The 17,074-nt window shown below is 59.3% G+C and carries 12 protein-coding genes and 1 pseudogene; 8 read left to right on the top strand and 5 right to left on the bottom strand.

Annotation, left to right across the window (positions count from 1 at the left end; genetic code table 11):
• Nucleotides 1-38: 38 nt before the first annotated feature.
• Together ACFHWW_RS03840 and ACFHWW_RS03835 are read right to left on the bottom strand one after the other, a co-directional pair.
• Entirely contained in the window at nt 39-1,478 is a 1,440-nt protein-coding gene (locus ACFHWW_RS03840) for a C25 family cysteine peptidase (protein WP_283067800.1), read from the bottom strand.
• Nucleotides 1,479-1,491: 13 nt separating this feature from the next.
• Nucleotides 1,492-2,820: a hypothetical protein gene (locus ACFHWW_RS03835; protein ID WP_283067802.1), complete on the bottom strand. Its 1,329-nt coding sequence runs from the start codon at nt 2,818-2,820 to the stop codon at nt 1,492-1,494.
• 832 nt (nt 2,821-3,652) lie between these two features.
• Here ACFHWW_RS03835 and ACFHWW_RS03830 point away from each other — a divergent pair.
• Together ACFHWW_RS03830 and ACFHWW_RS03825 are read left to right on the top strand one after the other, a co-directional pair.
• The gene (locus tag ACFHWW_RS03830; protein ID WP_283067804.1) at nt 3,653-3,958 is read left to right on the top strand and encodes a hypothetical protein; all 306 of its coding nucleotides are present in this window, start codon (nt 3,653-3,655) and stop codon (nt 3,956-3,958) included.
• Between the two features lie 89 nt (nt 3,959-4,047).
• Nucleotides 4,048-4,197: a hypothetical protein gene (locus ACFHWW_RS03825; protein ID WP_283067805.1), complete on the top strand. Its 150-nt coding sequence runs from the start codon at nt 4,048-4,050 to the stop codon at nt 4,195-4,197.
• Between the two features lie 489 nt (nt 4,198-4,686).
• Here ACFHWW_RS03825 and ACFHWW_RS03820 read toward each other — a convergent pair whose 3' ends face one another.
• The 3 genes and pseudogenes from ACFHWW_RS03820 to ACFHWW_RS03810 all read right to left on the bottom strand — a co-directional run bounded on the left by ACFHWW_RS03820 (nt 4,687) and on the right by ACFHWW_RS03810 (nt 7,472).
• A complete protein-coding gene (locus ACFHWW_RS03820; RefSeq protein ID WP_283068026.1) occupies nt 4,687-4,992 on the bottom strand; it encodes a hypothetical protein in 306 nt (101 codons plus the stop codon).
• Nucleotides 4,993-5,548: 556 nt separating this feature from the next.
• A pseudogene (locus tag ACFHWW_RS03815) lies at nt 5,549-6,126 on the bottom strand (DDE-type integrase/transposase/recombinase); the annotation flags it as partial.
• 443 nt (nt 6,127-6,569) lie between these two features.
• On the bottom strand, nt 6,570-7,472 hold the full coding sequence (locus tag ACFHWW_RS03810) for a YafY family protein (protein WP_283067806.1): 903 nt from the start codon (nt 7,470-7,472) through the stop codon (nt 6,570-6,572).
• A 179-nt stretch (nt 7,473-7,651) separates the two neighbouring features.
• Here ACFHWW_RS03810 and ACFHWW_RS03805 point away from each other — a divergent pair, with 179 nt between their 5' ends.
• The 6 genes from ACFHWW_RS03805 (at nt 7,652) to ACFHWW_RS03780 (ending at nt 17,064) form a co-directional block, all read left to right on the top strand.
• A complete protein-coding gene (locus ACFHWW_RS03805; RefSeq protein WP_283067808.1) occupies nt 7,652-7,840 on the top strand; it encodes a hypothetical protein in 189 nt (62 codons plus the stop codon).
• A gap of 153 nt (nt 7,841-7,993) precedes the next feature.
• Nucleotides 7,994-10,681, top strand: a complete 2,688-nt coding sequence (locus ACFHWW_RS03800) for a PD-(D/E)XK nuclease family protein (protein WP_379937347.1) — start codon at nt 7,994-7,996, stop codon at nt 10,679-10,681.
• Nucleotides 10,681-13,845, top strand: a complete 3,165-nt coding sequence (locus ACFHWW_RS03795) for an exodeoxyribonuclease V subunit beta (protein ID WP_283067812.1) — start codon at nt 10,681-10,683, stop codon at nt 13,843-13,845. The genes ACFHWW_RS03800 and ACFHWW_RS03795 overlap by 1 nt, the downstream gene beginning before the upstream one ends.
• Nucleotides 13,846-14,142: 297 nt before the next feature.
• Entirely contained in the window at nt 14,143-15,684 is a 1,542-nt protein-coding gene (locus ACFHWW_RS03790) for a DGQHR domain-containing protein (RefSeq protein ID WP_283067814.1), read from the top strand.
• Nucleotides 15,681-16,019, top strand: a complete 339-nt coding sequence (locus ACFHWW_RS03785; RefSeq protein WP_283067815.1) for a GIY-YIG nuclease family protein — start codon at nt 15,681-15,683, stop codon at nt 16,017-16,019. The genes ACFHWW_RS03790 and ACFHWW_RS03785 overlap by 4 nt, the downstream gene beginning before the upstream one ends.
• A 115-nt stretch (nt 16,020-16,134) precedes the next feature.
• Nucleotides 16,135-17,064 carry a hypothetical protein gene (locus ACFHWW_RS03780; protein WP_379937345.1) on the top strand — a complete coding sequence of 310 codons (930 nt, stop codon included), beginning with the start codon at nt 16,135-16,137 and terminating at the stop codon, nt 17,062-17,064.
• Nucleotides 17,065-17,074 lie beyond the last annotated feature (10 nt).

Here is a 17,074-nt window from a genome sequence, read left to right as displayed (position 1 = left end):
GCCGCCGCTGGCGACGGCGTCGGATGCCTTCACGTCCATCAAGTTGGCGGCATGTCCTCGACCCTCAGCCGCACGGCCGGATCTCCGAGGACGACGAAATTGCGAGCATCGTCACGCGAAACCCAAAGATTACCAAGCCTGCGCAGAGAAACGTCTACGCCCTTCGCCGCATCGGCCTGCATGTCGCTCAGCTCGGTCGCAATCGAAGCCCAGCGCAAATTGAACATGTCAGTAGCCTGACCGATACGCTGGCCGTTCAACAGCCGGCCGATGACGTCGCGGAAGCCCTGAATTTGCGAGCCGCCGCGCTGGCCTTGGAACGAATAGGCCCAGGCCCGTTCGACATGGGCCAGCACGGCGAGCGCGCCGCCATTGGGGTGCCCGAGCAAACGCTGCGGCAGTCGCGCCAGGAAGGGCTTATCCGCAATTCTTTTCGGCGCCTTGTTGAGGCGGTCGAAATCATCGAATTGTGTGCAGCCGCCGCCGTGGCAAGCAAAAAAGAAATGCATCATTCCCTCAAGCCTAGCGTCGTCAGGAACGTCCGCGGCCGATAGCCAATGGTCAGCCTTCACTGGACCGGAGCGGATCCAATCCTGGCACACGATAGCGCCTTGAGCGTGCGCCTGACGTGAGTCACCGAGGGAAAACTGCATACCATGGCTACCGCTGAGCAGCAGTGCAGGCGTCGGCTGCGCTTGGCCGCGAAGCACCTCAATGAGTGCGGCTTTTGTCGCCCGCTCACTGAGCAGCGTTTGGAGGCCAAAACTCTGTCGCTTCCACACGGTGGTGCCGCCATTTTCCCCCTCGGCTAGCGGCTTCGCCACTTGGCGCATGAACAATTGGGTGGCTTCGTCGAAGTCGTGTTCGGTCGCGAAAATGGCGCCGCGGCGCAACGTCGGGACGCTCACTGACGTCTCATATTTGACGACGCTTTCCGCATAACGGCGGAATTCATCCGCGGTCTCGAACCACAACCGTCCTGCCGCCCAATAGATATCGAGCGAATACTGAAACTCGAACGGCAGCTCATCGGGTGGGCCAACCAGCAGGAGATAGAACGGGACGCCCTTTTCAGGATCCACCACGTCCATGCGCACGTTGCGCCTCTTGAGCCAGTCATTCGCGGTGTCACCGGGACGGTAGCCGTCCGAACCATCGAAGATCTTGAACGGTTGCGCCTGCGCCTTGCGGCGCTCGATGAGTGGCGCCAGCGCGTCCTTGACTGCTTGGCTTACGCTGGGCGCATAGATAACACCCCACCCGGCCTGCGCCAGATCGCTCGGATCGACGTAGCCTTCGGTGGCGAAGGAGATGTTCGCGGGGTCGACGCGGCTCGACAGTGCCAGCGTTTCAGCTGTCGGCTCCGCTTTTCGGCCCAACAGATCGTGGATGACCTCGTCAGTCAATCCGTTCAGCGGTAAGCCATTATCGGCGTTGATGCCAAACGGGACTGGCGCATCTTCATCAGTCTGGTCCATGGCGGCCTTTCATCTAATCTGGGACAATGCGCGATGCGAAAGCCGCAGCCCATATCAAATGGGCGACTTCCGGTCCGGCGATGTCATTGTGCGCCCCGCTCGCGCCATCCATGCGCGCGATGAACTGCGAGCCGTCCACGTTGTAGATTTTGCCTGCCTCAAATGCGTAGCCTTCGGCCGCCGCCAGCATCTTCAGTTCGCTGCGCGAACTGTCCGGAATGCCCTGGAGACCGAAGGTGCCAATAGCGCCAAACTTTGGAAACCCGTCGGCGAAATTCACCGAACCCTTGATGCGCGACGCTAGTGGATAAAGTACGCCCACGGCAGTGTCGTGCTTCGATTGCGTAGTGACGATTGGCCCGCGTACTTTATGATCGGCCAGGATGCGGCTGAAATATCCATGACCCGCGCCGTCAAATGGAATCTGTCCAGCGTAACACCATAGCGACACCGCGCCCTGAACCAAAGCCACCGAATCGACGGGCCGCGGGAGCTTGCCGCCAGCATTTGGACCACCCAGCATCCCCGAGACCACGATGGTGCCGAAGCTGTGGCCCATCAGATGGATTTTGGTATGGCTGTCGGCGGTGGCATTCTGCAGGTTCTTCAGGAAATTGTGCATGCCGCCTTCGCCGATGGTGCGCGCCCGCTTCTTCATTGTCCAATAGGAGAGCTGGCGAAGCGGGCCAAGCAAGCCGCCGAGATTGGTGATACCGCCACCGAAGGATGCCGATTCCTCATTCGCGGCCTCGAAGGATTCCTCCGGATCGAAGCCTTGTCGGTCAGCATCCGGCGGCGCATCCACGCCTTCGCTCTTCAGCCCAAGCGCGTCGTTCAGGTCGAGATAGGCCCTCTTGATATGTTCTGGCAGTTCGTCGGGAGCCGAATTGCGCCGCGCTTCATCGATGATGATCTCAAGCGGCCCGCGGATCTCCGGGCGGTCGCCGAGCCGATCGAGATATCTCTGTAGCAAGGCAGCGCCTAGGATCGGAGCACCAGCTTCGAAGGAGGAAGCACCGACCTCCTCGTCGCCGAATGGCAGACTCGGCCAATGCAGCCCGATGTAGAGCGGATGGAAATTCGGAAAATGCGCGGCCGCCTTGGCGCTGTCCGCTGAATCGGCAAAGGCCTTGATCCAGAGCGCATATTGCTCCTTGGCAGCGGGTACATCGCCCTTCCACCCGTGGCTGAAAAAAAAGATATTCGTTGCATTATCCGCCCGCGCCTTGTCGATTAGGCGCTGGCTCATAAGGCCGCCGGGCTCCGGTATCTCCTTGCCGTCGGCATCGAAGCTGATCAGTCCATATTCGAGATTGGTGCCGGAGATCGTTTCGAAGCCCATGCCGTTCCCCTCGCTTTTGTATCCCACTTCAATTAAATTAAAATATAATCAATAGTTGTAGCGCGATATCTAAGCAGCTTCAAACGTTCTTTAGATTCAGACGCTTTACCTGACGAATGTGCGACCGCCAGTCGCCAGAGGGGTTAAGTATGATCGCCAAAACTCATCGAGCTGACCTGACGCGGGGCAGCCCAGCGATGGACCTTGCGACGACAGAGCGCAAGTACTGCAAATTTCATCGGCGGGGTGATCATTGGCAAGCTGACCATGCTCAATATCACCTGGTTCCTTTGAGGAAAACTGCCAGGACTGCGACTGAAGACAAGACTGCTGTCGGCGCCGCCACTCAGGTATGACCCAATGCCCCATCGATCTGCGCCATGACGTCGGTGAAGAGCTCAACGACATCCTGGATACTTTGATTCTTGAAGACTATCCGCGTCCCCTCAGTAAGAGGCCCTACCAAGGGACCTGCGCTGGGGACAGGTGCAAGATGAACGATTTCTTCGACTCGTATTGCTACGCTCGTATTATCTGGGCGTGTAAACGTAACAAATGCCATCGTAGCCCCCATGAAAGATCTGCGCATCATCTACGGCTGCCAACGCCGAGGTCGCAGACGATTTCGAAAACAGGTGGTTTTTGGAATTGCAGTATATTCCCTTGCCCATTTTAAGTTGATTAAATAGCAAACTCGAGATGCGTTGTCACATAGCTCGATGAGGCTATAGATGCTCACCTCTTTGGCAGGTTGCCAGCGATCGTTGTTGGTTGCAGGGCAATGTGTCGCTTGGCAGATGGGATGGTTGCCGCCCTCTTCGAGCGGTGCTTTATGAACAGGCAAGGTGTTCCTCTAACGGGCCTCGCCCATCTGAAGCGGATCGAGGCGTTGATCGAGGGTCCGACCTGTGGCCCGCCCGCTAATCATCACGGAATGCCAAGATTTGCTGACACAGATCTCCGAGAGGACAGAAAGATCGAGAACAAGACGAAGGCCTTGAAGGCACTTGCGGCCGAGACGGATACGGCGCGGCGACTGGAGACCATGCCTAGTGTCGGCCGCCTCGGTAGTGCTGGCATCGAGACCTTCGCGCTCTGCGCGAAGCAGTTCTCCGCTGGCCGGAATTTCTCGGCCTAGCCAGGGCTTGTGCCCACGATGGCATGGGCGGTGAGGAGCGGCGTGGTCGGGCTCATCGGTGCGATGACGCGGATCATCGGGCGGTGCGTATGCTGACACGCAAGCCCGAAATGCTGATGTTGATTGCACTTGCCAACAAAATGGCGCGTCAGATTAGGGCCATGCTGACGAAAGGCGAGGACTATCGGGATCCGGCGCAGGTGGTGACGGCGATCGACATACCGCCACAAACCGCCTGACGTCGGTGTTGGAAAATACGGCATCCTTCCTCCCCCAACTCCGCATGCAAATTGATTCCAATTTACGTTGCAAGCGTGGCTGCATGCTCTGGTTGAAGAATTTTCTTCCAGCCGAAGGAAAAAATGCCGTTTTAGCGTGATTGTGTCGCTCTGTGGATATCACGCTGAAAGGTGCCCGCGGGTCGGGCTGTAGTACCCGGATTTCGATAGTCTTCGTCGGAAGATTAAGAGCCGGATTTCTCCCCAATACCAAGGGTAGAGGGGCGGGTCGTTGGTTCGATTCCTTTCAAGGCGGCCTTTAGATCGGATCGAGATTAGGCGTTCCGCCGGCTGCAAACGCACGTCTTTGACCCCGTCATGTACGAGGAAGCGAGGAAGTCAGCCAAACGATCATGAATAGGATTGCGAGAGGTCCTCCGGTTGTGGATAGCTCAACTGGATTTTGCCACTCGCTGCATATCATCTTTAGCACCATGGCGGCGCGAGTTCTTAAATCCCTGACCCCTCGAGCTCTTGGTCGTCGCCGCCTTCCCAGGGCGAGGGCATCGAGATGCGATCGAGATTGGCCGAGGGCATCGGCATCCAGCACTTCAATTCCGGCTCGGGGTATTCGATGATGCGACCGGGCGAGGAATCAGAGGCGCGCCAGCCTTCTGCACCGAACTGATCGCCATTCGACCAATACGCGAGGTCAACTTCTGCCGCCCCTTGTTCGGACGGGCGGATCGTGACGAGGATCCGACTGCCGTTTTTCGGCGCGCTTGCCATGTGACGCCAGCGGTCTGGCTCGGCCATCATTTTTCCTCCTGCCTCGCTACAGGTTGCAAGTGTCGCCTCGCCGTCGAGAAGGGTCAACTCAATCTTTGCACAACCCATCGTCTTTCGATGGACTGTCCGATCAGAATGAACGCCCCGAATTGAGGCGTTCCATCGCTCCTCGGCTGGCACTTCGGAGCGTGGGTCTGCCGTGCTCAGCACATCAAATGCAACAGCAGCAAACCGGTCGACGTGCGCGAGCGAGGGGGCGCGGCATTAGTAGGGACGATCTCGGCCGCATTCGCCGTGTAAGGTGGCGCCCGGTAAACGGGATCGATCGAGCATTTTCCCAGAATCCTCCTCTGCAGGTTCTTATGGCTCCTATCTTATGGGCGCCTTAGTATGTGGCGCATCTCCGCAAAATCCTGACGTCCAATGCCCCTCGCATCTGTATGCTCCGTGTAACCTCGCGGGTCAAAGTCTGGCGAGATGATATCCCGAAGGCCCGGCAACCAAACGGGAAACTCGGTATCTAAGAAGCGCTTGAAACGGGCGTTATGCTCAGGCTGATAGTATTTTATCGCCATCGCCTCAAATATTTCCGCGCTTGCTTTGTGTTTAAGGTTTGCTTCGAGGATAGACCGAAGAAGAGACTCTCGTTCAGCAGCTCGTCGCGCATGCGGCCGTTGAAGCTTTCGATGTAGCCGTTATGCATGGGCCTTCCCGGCGCGATGTAGTGCCACTCGATCTTGTGCTCCTTCGACCAAGCAAGGATGGCGTTCGAGGTGAACTCCGTGCCGTGGTCGGAGACGATCATGTTTGGTTTGCCGCGGCGCTCAAGGAGTGCCGTCAGTTCCCGTGCGACGCGACGGCCGGAGATCGAGGTGTCGGGATCGCCGCCAGGCAGTCACGCGTCACCTCGTGGAGGATGTTGAGCACGCGAAACCTCCTGCCGCAGGCGAACTGGTCGTGAACGAAATCAAGCGACCATCGGGCATTGGCCTTCGCCTCGACGAGGATCGGCGCTCGCGTGCCGACGGCACGGCGTCTGGCTTTCCGCTTGCGAACAGAAAGCCCTTCCTCGCGATGCAGCCGATAGATGCGGTTGACCCCGGACGGCTCTCCCTCCCGCTTGAGCAGGATGAACAGCCGCCGGTAGCCGAAGCGTCTCCGGATCCAGAGCTCACCTGCCTGCAGGCTTTTTTTATGGCTGAGGTCGAGCCGGTGGAGATGACGACCAACATTGGAGCGGTGCACGATAACGCCGCGCTCGGCGAGTTCCAGGCCCAGTTCGTCCAGCGTCAATTCGTCATTCTGCGCCAAGCGATCGCGAACCCAGTCGCCATGCGCGTTCAGCTTGCCACCACCCAGATGGCCTTGCCGCCGCGGTGCCAGCGATCCGGTCGCGCGTTTGAGCTTCACCAGATTGTTCACGAAATTCGGTGACACCCGGAAGTGCCGGGCCGCGGCCCGGTGGCTGTGACCTTCCTCGACAAACGCAATGACACGACTACGCAAAGCAAGCGGATGTGATTTTGCCCATGGTGTCCCTCCCGTCAAAGCGAGGGAATCGCAGCCAAACCCGATTCGGGAATCCATAAAAATCGCGACCCGCTTTAGCGACCTTCATGCTCGCTTCGGACGAGTTCCTTTGTCCGCGATTTAGCCTCTTGGATCTGGGCCATCACTGAACCGAGATTCTCGAGCTCGATCTGCAGCCGTTCGGGCGAAAGCTCTTTCGATTCCGCGAGGTCCAGGTTCATGCGTCGGATGAAATAAAACGCAAGCGAGGCTCGCATCTCGATGTCAAGGCGGCCATCGACCATCCCGTAGTCAAGCTGGATTGCCTTGCTCTGCTCTGGCGAGAGGCCGCGGTGCGGTCTGAGCCGGAGCATGACCTTCGTCGCCCACTCGATGTCATGTTCGGGATCGAATTGTACTGGCTTTGTTTCTCCGATTTCGTCGATGCGCGAGAGGACGAAATCGCGGAAGTCCTCGTTATCGCAGCACCAAGCGCGAACGTGCCAACGGTGACCGTCAAATGCCAGAGCATGAGGTGCGATGGCACGGCGACGCGCCCCAGTGAGAGCGTGGTAGCGGACGTCGAGTGCTACACGTTCGCGCATTGCCATTAGAATCTGCCGCAAGCACTCGGGTGAAACGCTCCGGGCTATATCTGGTGCGACCTCAACTGGTGGGTCCTCCCTGAACCAGAGGTCAGATCTTGGGATGACACTCGAAAGAGCCGCCCGCAATTGCAGGAGTAATCGGTCGGCAGAGGGAATCAGGAAGTGCGGCTTGAACTTTGGCGATGGTTTGTAACCTCTCGCGGTCGACTCGAGATTGCCGGGTGCGATCTCTCTGTAATGCCTTAGATCCACAGAGGCTTGCGGTGTGGAAATGCCAAACGTTGATTCCAGGTCGCTTCTGATAACTCGGTTCTCCCAGAACATCTTCCATTCCAGGAATTCGAAGCGCCGCTGTTGCGTCCATGTGCGTCGATCGTCGGATTCCGACATTGTTACCCCTATCAGGACTTGACACGTATAGGAATTATAGCCCTATACTAATGATGCAGGTCGAGATGGCACAATCCGACTTCCCAGGGACAGAGGCAAGCCCGAATCGAGGGAACTCATAAACTGGAGCGGCAAGCATTCGAGACCGATGCAGTGTTTCATCGAGAAAGGATTTGCTGATGGCCAAAAATACAGGTGACGGTTACCGACGCGGCGCTGTGACCGGCAGAACACAGTTTGAGCGCCCCGATGGAATGTACCAGAAACGCGACGAGCGCTCGGGACAGTTCATGGAGGTGAAGCAGACGCCGGGCAAGTTCAAAGGGGTTGCCCAAGAGCCCGACGGCCGCGACACAGAGAATTCGTGACCATGGTTTGGACCTGGCGCGGCGGAGATGTTTATCACCAGCGTCGCGCCAGGTCCGGCGCTCACCTTCCCATAGTTGGCAAACGAAGCCTGTTGGCTGGCGGCCTGAAGGACGGCGGCGGCTCATGGCTGGGGCGTAAGCGGGGCTGGAAGTATGCGTTTAGTATTCGGGTTGTCTGCGGATGGCCGCGTGTATCCCGAGGCGACTGGGGTGGTAGGCGCCATCGACGCAGCGGTCGTAGGCCCTGCAGGTCTAATCAGCGTGCTGGAGGGCCAGCTCGGGCTCCTCGGCCCGATCGTTTCGCGTGCGGCGCGGATCGCAAGCTATCTCCCCAAGCTTCGAGCTGCGGGCAAAGGTCGCTTCTGGATTGCATCCTTTGAGAAGGATCCTTGGGCAACAGCAGCAACCTTGCTGCAATGGCGCGATAATCTCATTGCGGCAGGATGGCATGGAAAACCGGTTGGGACGGGAAGGATTGACGATCTCGCCGCGGCCGAGAATGCCGGAACGAGCTTGCCGCTTGGCCTTGCAGATCGCGCGGTTCAGCTGCTGCAAGCATTGCCAAGTCGTTCCGGCCTGCGTCTTAAACGGCTCACGCTGGCTGAACCGCGAGCTCTGCTTCCCCCGCTGTGGCTGCGGTTGGTGGACGCACTGGAGGCCGCCGGCGTCTCGATCGATCAGCACGAAGGCTGCGTACCGGCCGTGGAAGGGTCCGACCTTCGCAAGGTGCAGGGGGCTCTTGCCGGGGAACCGCCGGAACCGCTCGAGGGAGACGGCACTTTCGTCGTTGTTGAGGCCAACACGGAACTGATGGCTGCGGAAGCAGTCGCCGATTGGCTGGCGACCGGTTCTGCTGAGGAGGGTGCGGGCACCGTTGTGTTGGCCCCGGACGGAGACACGGCCTTGCTCGATCATGCGCTGGCTGCGCGTGGCCTTCCGGCGCTTGGCCTCTCAGCCGCATCACCCTGGCGTGGCGCGCTGCAGGTACTGCCACTCGCCTTCGCCGCTGCTTGGCGACCATTCGATCCGCGAGTGCTGCTCAACCTTCTTATGCTTCCTCGACCGCCGATCTCCCGTTGGGCGGCAAAGCGTCTGGCCCGTGCACTGAGCTCGGAGCCAGGAATCGGTGGTGCGGCTTGGCTTAATGCTTGGGCCGAGATTGAAGCGCGGCTCCTGGAGATGCACACCGAGCTTGAATCAAAGGACGCGAACAAGAAAGTTGATGCCGTACTCGCCGAATGGCGCATGTGGACGGATGTCGGCCGTTTCGACAGGAGTGTGGGAATTCCGATGGTCGAGGCGCAAGCGATCGCCGGTCGAGTGGCCGCATGGGCGATGCGCGCGGATGCTGGACGCAACGACAGGCTCTTGCTGGCCGTCGCTGCAGCCGCGGGTGCTGTGGTGGATGCCCTCACTCGCCTGGAGCAGGAGGTCGTCTCGGCCTTGCTGCTGGAGCGAATCGTCGGCCAAGTGCTTTCGGAGGGTGTTGTTAATCCGGATCATGTTCCCGAAGCAGGAAGCGTTCGTACCGTGCGCGCGCCCGGAGCGTTGTGGTCGGCGGCGCCGCGGGTGGTCTGGTGGGGCTTCGTTGGCCCAGGCGAACGGCTCGCCCACGAACCTTGGGATAGCAACGAGGTCAAGGCTCTCGAGGCCGCAGGTGTGACCTTAGAGTCGTCAGCCGAGGCGGCGCGCAGGATTGGGGCTGGCTATACCCAGGTTCTACAGCGCACGGCAGAACGGCTGATTTTCGTGCGGCCGGCGCTTTTGCGGGACGAACAGACCACAGTGCATCCTCTTGCCCATCAATTGAAACCCATTCTTGAGGGCGCCGGCGAAGGAGTGACGTTCAAGGCCGAGCGTCTGCTGCGCGAGCCAGACGCGGCACTTGCCGGACGCCATCTCACCCGTCAGGCTAGCGAAACCAAGGATCCGCCCGGCGGCGTCGCGACGTGGACCTTGCCGGGTAGCACCGCGACCGCCTTCATGGAAGGGCGGCGTGAGAGCGCAACCTCGCTTGGTCGACTTTTGAACTGCCAGTTCGGTTGGTTTGCCCACGATGTCTTGGGCCTGCGGCCCGGGCGCTTCGCTGAAATTCCAGGGCCAGATCAGCTCTTTGGCAATCTCGCCCATGAGATCGCACGAAGGTTGCTCCCTCCCGGACCGCCACCGCCGATGGGTGGTGTGCGCACCGGCGCCACGGAACTCTTCGAAACTCTGCTGCCACAGATCGCGGCGCCGCTGCTGCAGCCCGAGCACGCGGGTGAGCTCTCTTCTGCGCGCGAACTCGTGCCGGCTGCATTGGAATCGCTCGTGCGTTTGCTGCATGAGCGCGACTTGGAAGTCGTTGGCTCGGAACTTGAACGGGAGGGTTCTCACCAAGGTCTCAGCCTTCACGGGAGACTGGATCTGCTTGTGCGCCGTGGCTCGCAAGTCGCGGTACTGGATCTGAAATGGACCCGATCCGAGCGGCGTTACCTGGAGCAGATCGCCGACGGGAGTGCGGTTCAATTGGCCGTGTACCGCGCGATCTCGGCGGAAACCGGAACTAAGGGCACCGGAGGCTACTTCCTGCTGCGTCAGCGCCGGATCCTGGCCGGCGGGGGTTCGATCTTGACTGATCATCCGATCGAGTCCGAGCGCACGGACACCGAAACGCTCGACATGGTCGCAGGTGATTGGAAGCGCTGGCGTGATCTTGCGTCGTCAGGCGTGCTGGTGGCGGCCGGATTTGAGGACGTGGTCAACGACCGGCTTGAGGGTCTCGAGTTCGAGGCGCCGAAAGAGCCTTGCCGTTTCTGTGATTTGACGAGCCTCTGCCGCGTCCAAGTGGAGACCATCTGATGCGTCGACTGAACACCATCACCGCAGCCGCCGGCGCCGGCAAAACCACCCGCATTGTTGCCGACATCGCGCGCGAGGTCACTATCCGTGCACCGGAAGAAATCCTAGCCACGACGTTCACGATCAAGGCGGCTGACGAACTTGTCGAGCGCGCTCGCGCGAAGCTCTTCGAAGGGGGGAATGTGGAAGAGGCGGCCCGCCTTCTCGGAGCACGCTTCGGCACCGTCAACGCCGTCTGCGGCCACATCGTCAGTGATTTTGCGATCGATCTGGGACGATCACCGTCAACGAGCGTCATCGGCGAAGGCAACGAGGCCTTGGTCTTCAGTGTGGCAGCGGATGCCGCCATTGCGGCAAGAGCCGGAGTGCTGAATCCGCTTGCGGAACGCTTCGGTTATAACGACCCCAGGCGTCCGGATAGCGGTGAGCCACCGGACTGGCGGCGCACGGTGCGAGCGATCGTGACTCTGGCCAGGGCCAACGGTCTCGATGCTGCAGGCTTATTAGCTTCGGCAGAACGGTCGGTTGAAACATATCGAACACTCCTGCCGTCGCCGGTCGCTGACGGCGCTGCCCTGGACGCAGCGCTCACCGCGGCGCTGGCAGCCGCCATGGCTGCTCGACCGGCACAGCCGAGCGCGACCGCGGCAAAGGACCTGCCGACCATTCGCGCCGCTCATGAGCGCGCCTCGCGTGGGGAGGTGCTCAATTGGTCAACTTGGGCAAAACTGACCAAGGTCAGCTGCGCGCGGACCAAGGATGGGCCGGCCTACGCGGAAGCCTTGGCCGATCTGGTTGCCGCGGCCGGACGCCACGTGGATCACCCACGTTTGCGGGGCGAGACCGAGCAGTTCATCCTTGAGACGTTCACTTGCGCCGCGGAGGCCCTGACGGCCTATCACAACTGGAAGGCAGAGCGCGGTCTTCTCGACTTCACGGATCAGGAGGCGCTCGCGCTTGAGGTGTTGAAGGATCCCGTTCGCGTTGGGCGACTGCGCGAGCGCGTTGGCCGCGTGTTCGTGGATGAGTTTCAGGATTCGAGCCCCCTGCAGCTCGCCGTGTTCACGGCTTTGGCGGAGGTCGCCGAAGAAAGCACCTGGGTCGGCGACCCGAAGCAGGCAATCTATGGCTTCCGCGGAGCCGATACGGAACTCACCCAAGCCGCTTTCACCGGCTCGGGCGTCGCTGCAAATCCGCAGGACGTGCTTTCGAAGTCCTGGCGCAGCCGCCCCGGAATAATCAAGCTGTCGAACGCCTTGTTTACTCCGGCATTCGAACGAATGGGGCTGGCGGCGGCCCAGCATGCGTTCTCTGGCGCGGCCCGATCGGACGTCGAGTTCGACCGCCCACCGATCGCTTGGTGGCCGCTCCTGGGCAAAGTCGAAGAGCAGGCGCAAGCCTTGGCCGAGGGAATTCGCCAGTGCCTGGCGGATACCTGGCAGTGGACGGTCGAAGGAGTTCGCCGCGAGCATCGACCCCTTCGCTCGGGAGATATCGCTGTCCTTTGCCGTACGAATACCGACGTGGCCCGTTTCGCTCGGGCACTGAGTCGAGCTGGCTTGCCAGTGGCGGTGGAGCGTTTCGGACTCGTGCGCACCCCCCATGTCGAACTTGTGCTCGCAGCTTGCCGTTTGGTGGCAGACGCGACTGACCGGCTGGCGCTCGCAGAACTCGCCCGGTTTTTCGGTGGCGATCCGGAATCGGATGACTGGTTGCATGCAGCCGCCGCCGAAGACTCGGCTGCGGCGCTGCGCGCAAGAGTTCCCGTCGCGGACGAGCTTGAGCGACTCCGCGAGCGCACACTCAATCTTACGCCCGTCGAACTGATAGACTCAGTGCTCGCCCTGCCGGCGCTGATGGAGCAGATCGAGCAATGGGGCGACCCGGCGATCCGTTTCGACGACCTCGAGGCGCTTCGCGGCTTTGCCGCCGCCTATGAAGGCGAATGCGCCGCGTCCGGCGCACCGGCGACGCTGCAAGGCTTGCTTCTCAGTCTCGATGGCGCTGATCCAAAGCGACCGCCGAGCCTCGCCAAAGATGCAATCCAGGTTATAACCTATCATGGCGCAAAGGGCCTGGAATGGCCCATGACCGTCCTGACGGGGCTTGCGTGGGAACCACGGGCACGGCTGTTCGAGCCGATCGCGGAGGTCGATGGCGCGCTCGACTGGCGGGCACCTCTCGAACGGCGCTGGATTCGTTTCTGGCCATGGCCTTATGGCCAATCTGGTAAAGACAGCGCCCTCGAAGTCGCTGCGTTCGCTTGCGAACTCGGCCAGTCTGCCTGGCGCCGCGCCGTGCATGAAGACATCCGGCTCCTGTATGTGGGGGTAACCCGCGCTCGTGATTACCTTGTACTTGCACCGCCTGCCAAAGGGACGTTGAACTGGCTGAAATTGCTGGACGAGCCTGATGCCGCTCCACACGTCGTTCCGCCAGCGGCGGACGACAATCTGTTGGGCGTGGGTGACCAAACCTTTGTTGCGGATGTCCGGCCCCTTGCAGCGAAGGAAGCGCCGGAGGAACGATATCCGCAGCCGTCTTTCGTGCGGCCGCGAGGCGCTCCGGTAGATCGGTTGCCGCTGTACCTACGGCCCAGCCAGGCGGAGGGCGGCGATTGGAGGGTCGTGGAACGCGTGAGCCTCGGGGGGCGGTTGCCGATCGATCGGGTCGCAGACATGGCGGCGGTCGGCGAAGCCTTGCACGCCATCATCGCGTACGATGATGTCAACCGGGACCCAGCACAGCGGCTGGAGGACGCCGACGCGACGCTCGCGCGTTGGGGGGTCAAGGGGTTCGCCGCGGTCGATGCATTGACCGCGTCCGACAGGCTTTCTGCCTGGCTCCGAACCCGTTGGCCCAATGGCAATATGTTGCACGAAGCCCCCGTGACGGCCCGGTTCGGTGATCAGCTCGTTCAAGGCAGGATCGACTTGCTCGTCGACTACGGCCATGGCTCGGCCATTGTCGACCATAAGAGCTTCCCCGGCCGCATGGATCATTGGGAGGGGCACGCCCTCCTGCACGCCCCTCAGCTCGGGCTTTACAGCGACGCCGTAGCTGCGGTCTCGGGCCGAAGGTGCGACCAGCTATGGATTCATATGCCAATCGTTGGCGCGCTACTGCGCGTGATGGCGCACGGTCATGGAGGTGCTGAATGCTAGTAGTTCAAAGCGGCATGCTGCGCGCCTTTCAACACGGTGCTTCGGTTAACCGTAACGGTGGGGTGTCATCTAACGTGCTCGACTAAAGGTGGATTTTCTGCTCAACTCTCGCGAGGGGAAGGGAACATTCAAGCGACTGAGCGGAACCCGCTGGCATTTGGTCGATCTGGCTGTTTGTCGTAAGCGTTTGGCGGACGCAAACTAGGTCAACCGACTGCGACGGGGTTCGCTGCGAAATTTTGGAATTGCCGACACAAATCCCTCCCGCATCACTGGAGGCGGCAATGCCGTGCACCAATGGATTTAATTGATGATCATATTGCATACACCGAACCTCATATCCGGCCGGTCCTACTTGGACTAAGGGCTGCAATTAGGGGTCTTGACCCGCGAATAGTCGAACGCGCAACACCTGCGCAGCGCATAGTTTACCTCATCGATCGCATCTTCGCGGAAGTGAAGGTGCAGAAGGGTTGCGTGCTTGTCCGTTTCTTCGACAGACGTATTCCAGATCCCGAGCGGCGAGTTCGGCACATCGAACATGCCCGGAAAAATGGCTGGCAGCACGACAAGGAAATTCGTCTGTACGAACTGAATTCCGTGGATTACGCAATGCAGTTTATATCGGCGTCCTTAGGAATAGTCGGCCCGCCGCTTGTTTCAAATAATTCTTTTCCCGTCAGAAACTTACCAAAATCTGAGGTGCCTATGTCAACTACCATTACCATTCCCGCAGCTCGTGTTCGTCAGGGTGATTTGACGTTGTATGCGACTGCGCTCAAGGTTAGAGATCTGATCCGCCCCGGGTTCTATACTGTCGAGACGCTTGACCCGTCTGACACGGACGACAAGGGATACCAAAGGCTCCTAAACAAGAGTCGCGCGAGAAAACTCGCGGACTACGTTGTGAAAGGCCAGGACGCGCGGGACGCGTTCCTACCCACATCGGTATTTCTTGCGACGGACAAGACTGTTCCGTTCGACGAAAACGGAAATACTATTACCATTGATGTCGCGAAGGTCGGCCCGTTCAATGTCGTCGACGGACAACATCGGCTCGAGGGATTGAAGGTTGCCTCAGAGAAGGATTCGCGCGTCCTTGATTTCGAAGTGCCGGTTAACGTGGCCATCAATCTTCCGACGCTGCATCAGATGTGCCACTTCCTGATCGTCAACTCGACGCAAAAGAGCGTCGATAAGTCGGTCGAGCAACGAATTGTGGCGAGATTGACCGAAGCGTTGGATGTTGAGGACATCCCGAGTTTGCCGCGATGGATCCTCAATACAGTGGAAAAAGGAGAAGTTGAGAGAGCTATAAGATATGTAGACTTTCTCAATGACCAGCCAGACTCCCCCTGGTACGACAAGATTCGTAAGGCGAATGATGACGCTGGGCCTGGACGGATCAACCAGAGCAGCTTCGCGAAGTCAATTCTAAAGTATGTGCTGACCGCAAATAATCCGATCTCAGCCATAATGGACTTCGATAAAGAAAGAAGAATATTTTTGAATTATTGGAAAGCGATTTCTTCCATCCTTGATGATGGCAATTCAGAAACTCTATACAAGTACGGTGGCGTGGAGCTGTTCTGCCAATTCTCAGTTCCGTTTTTCATGAAGCTGCAAACCAGCGGCAACTACCGGGTGGAGACCATGGAAACCCTACTGCAGTCCTGCTTCGACAACGTCGAGGGAGAGTATGCCGGAGTGGGGCATCCGGAATGGTGGCGCACGGGCGGGCAGGCTGGCCGGTTGAACTCTGGAGCACTTCGCCTGGTGTCGAACGAAATGGCCAAGGCACTGAACAAATCTTCTATGGCTGAAACGATCCAGATATGAATATTGGCGAATTGGTTCCCCGGCCAACGAAGAGGGAAGCGTTCCGTCGCAGCAGATTGCGCTTCATTCCAGACGGCAGTGGTTGCTACGTGCTGACGTCATTTGATGGGAATGTCCTTTACGTCGGCCTCACGAAGAATCTCAAGCGCCGAATGGGGCAGCACCTGGACAATCCGGAAAAGGTAAATGCCACTAGCAACGGGCGGGCAGTGTGGTTTTCTTGGCTCGAATGCGACGATCTGAGCAAGGTGGAGAGAACGTGGATGAACATCTACGCCCAACATCATGGTACGCTGCCGTTACTCAACAAGATCTATTCTGCTACGTCTTCATGAGATGATCTTGCAAGACGGAATCATCATCTGGGAACGCTTGGAAAATAGTTTGAAATAATTTCCAGTTTGCAGGAGAGCAGGCGGGTTTGGAGAAATGGAATTACCGCGAAAATCCGTGCAGGAAGTCGAAATCGATCACTTGCTGGCCGAGGAGTTTGCATGTGATCCACTGTTTGCGCAGCGTTTCCTCTCTGGTTGTGGGCTCGGTTCTCTGAATTTTAGGACGATCACGGTCACTGTAGAGCCAAGCCTTGGCGGGGAAGGCTTCGGGGATCTGTTGGTCCAAGGCGAGGTGGACGCTAACCGTGTCGCGCTTCTAATCGAAGACAAGATCTCTGCCGCACCGGCAGTACGGCAGGCGTTGCGCTATTCGGCCTATGCTGGACGACTGCGAGCCCAAGGCTGGGATGCGGTCTGGACCATCCTCGTGGCCCCAGCGGCCTATACCGGCGAGCGGAAAAGTTACGACGCGAGTATCGATCTAGAGTCAGTCGCAAAGCTCATCTCATCACCGGATTCTGTGCGGCAGGAATATCGGCGCTCCATCATTGATCGCGCCATCCGGAAACGAATCGCGACGGGCGTGCAGATCCCCGACCTCGCTCTTCACCGGATGAAGTCGGAATATTTGGAGTTTGCAACCACCTGGTGTGCAACGGAGGGAATTGCTTTCGATTTTCCGCCTCTTCGCCCCAGCTATTACGACGGCGATTCTTGGGTCGAGCCGATCCGTGATGCACGCTTGCCCACCCATGTCAAGCTTCGGCATCGCCTCTGGACTTCCGTCAAAGAACCTGGCGGCCAGGTGGACCTCATCGCATCACCCGCGGACGAAGACGAAATGGCGCGCTTCTTCGAGAACGCGCCGGAAGGGGCGATTGTTACCCCCTATTCAAGCGGAAAAGGTGTGCAGGCGTCGGTGCGCTTGCCCGAGATGCGGCAGGCGTCAGGCTTTGATCGCGAAACTACGTCCGCCGCTTTTTCGGCAATGTGCAAACTCGTTCAATGGTACCTGGGCGTGGGGGCAAAGCAGGGCCTGCCATAAGGCATGTCTT

It is taken from the genome of Sinorhizobium sp. P24N7 (assembly GCF_042436655.1).
Taxonomy (GTDB): domain Bacteria; phylum Pseudomonadota; class Alphaproteobacteria; order Rhizobiales; family Rhizobiaceae; genus Sinorhizobium; species Sinorhizobium meliloti_A.
The sequence above is the reverse complement of the archived record's forward strand: the minus strand, read 5'-3'. Positions and strand labels throughout refer to the sequence as shown.

Bases quoted from the DNA above. Each gene is read 5' to 3' on its own strand.
- ACFHWW_RS03825 (WP_283067805.1), top strand. From the start codon at position 4,048: ATGCTGACACGCAAGCCCGAAATGCTGATGTTGATTGCACTTGCCAAC.
- ACFHWW_RS03830 (WP_283067804.1), top strand. From the start codon at position 3,653: ATGAACAGGCAAGGTGTTCCTCTAACGGGCCTCGCCCATCTGAAGCGG.
- ACFHWW_RS03840 (WP_283067800.1), bottom strand. From the start codon at position 1,478: ATGGACCAGACTGATGAAGATGCGCCAGTCCCGTTTGGCATCAACGCC.
- ACFHWW_RS03820 (WP_283068026.1), bottom strand. From the start codon at position 4,992: ATGGCCGAGCCAGACCGCTGGCGTCACATGGCAAGCGCGCCGAAAAAC.
- ACFHWW_RS03810 (WP_283067806.1), bottom strand. From the start codon at position 7,472: ATGTCGGAATCCGACGATCGACGCACATGGACGCAACAGCGGCGCTTC.
- ACFHWW_RS03835 (WP_283067802.1), bottom strand. From the start codon at position 2,820: ATGGGCTTCGAAACGATCTCCGGCACCAATCTCGAATATGGACTGATC.
- ACFHWW_RS03795 (WP_283067812.1), top strand. From the start codon at position 10,681: ATGCGTCGACTGAACACCATCACCGCAGCCGCCGGCGCCGGCAAAACC.
- ACFHWW_RS03805 (WP_283067808.1), top strand. From the start codon at position 7,652: ATGGCCAAAAATACAGGTGACGGTTACCGACGCGGCGCTGTGACCGGC.
- ACFHWW_RS03785 (WP_283067815.1), top strand. From the start codon at position 15,681: ATGAATATTGGCGAATTGGTTCCCCGGCCAACGAAGAGGGAAGCGTTC.
- ACFHWW_RS03800 (WP_379937347.1), top strand. From the start codon at position 7,994: ATGCGTTTAGTATTCGGGTTGTCTGCGGATGGCCGCGTGTATCCCGAG.
- ACFHWW_RS03790 (WP_283067814.1), top strand. From the start codon at position 14,143: ATGGATTTAATTGATGATCATATTGCATACACCGAACCTCATATCCGG.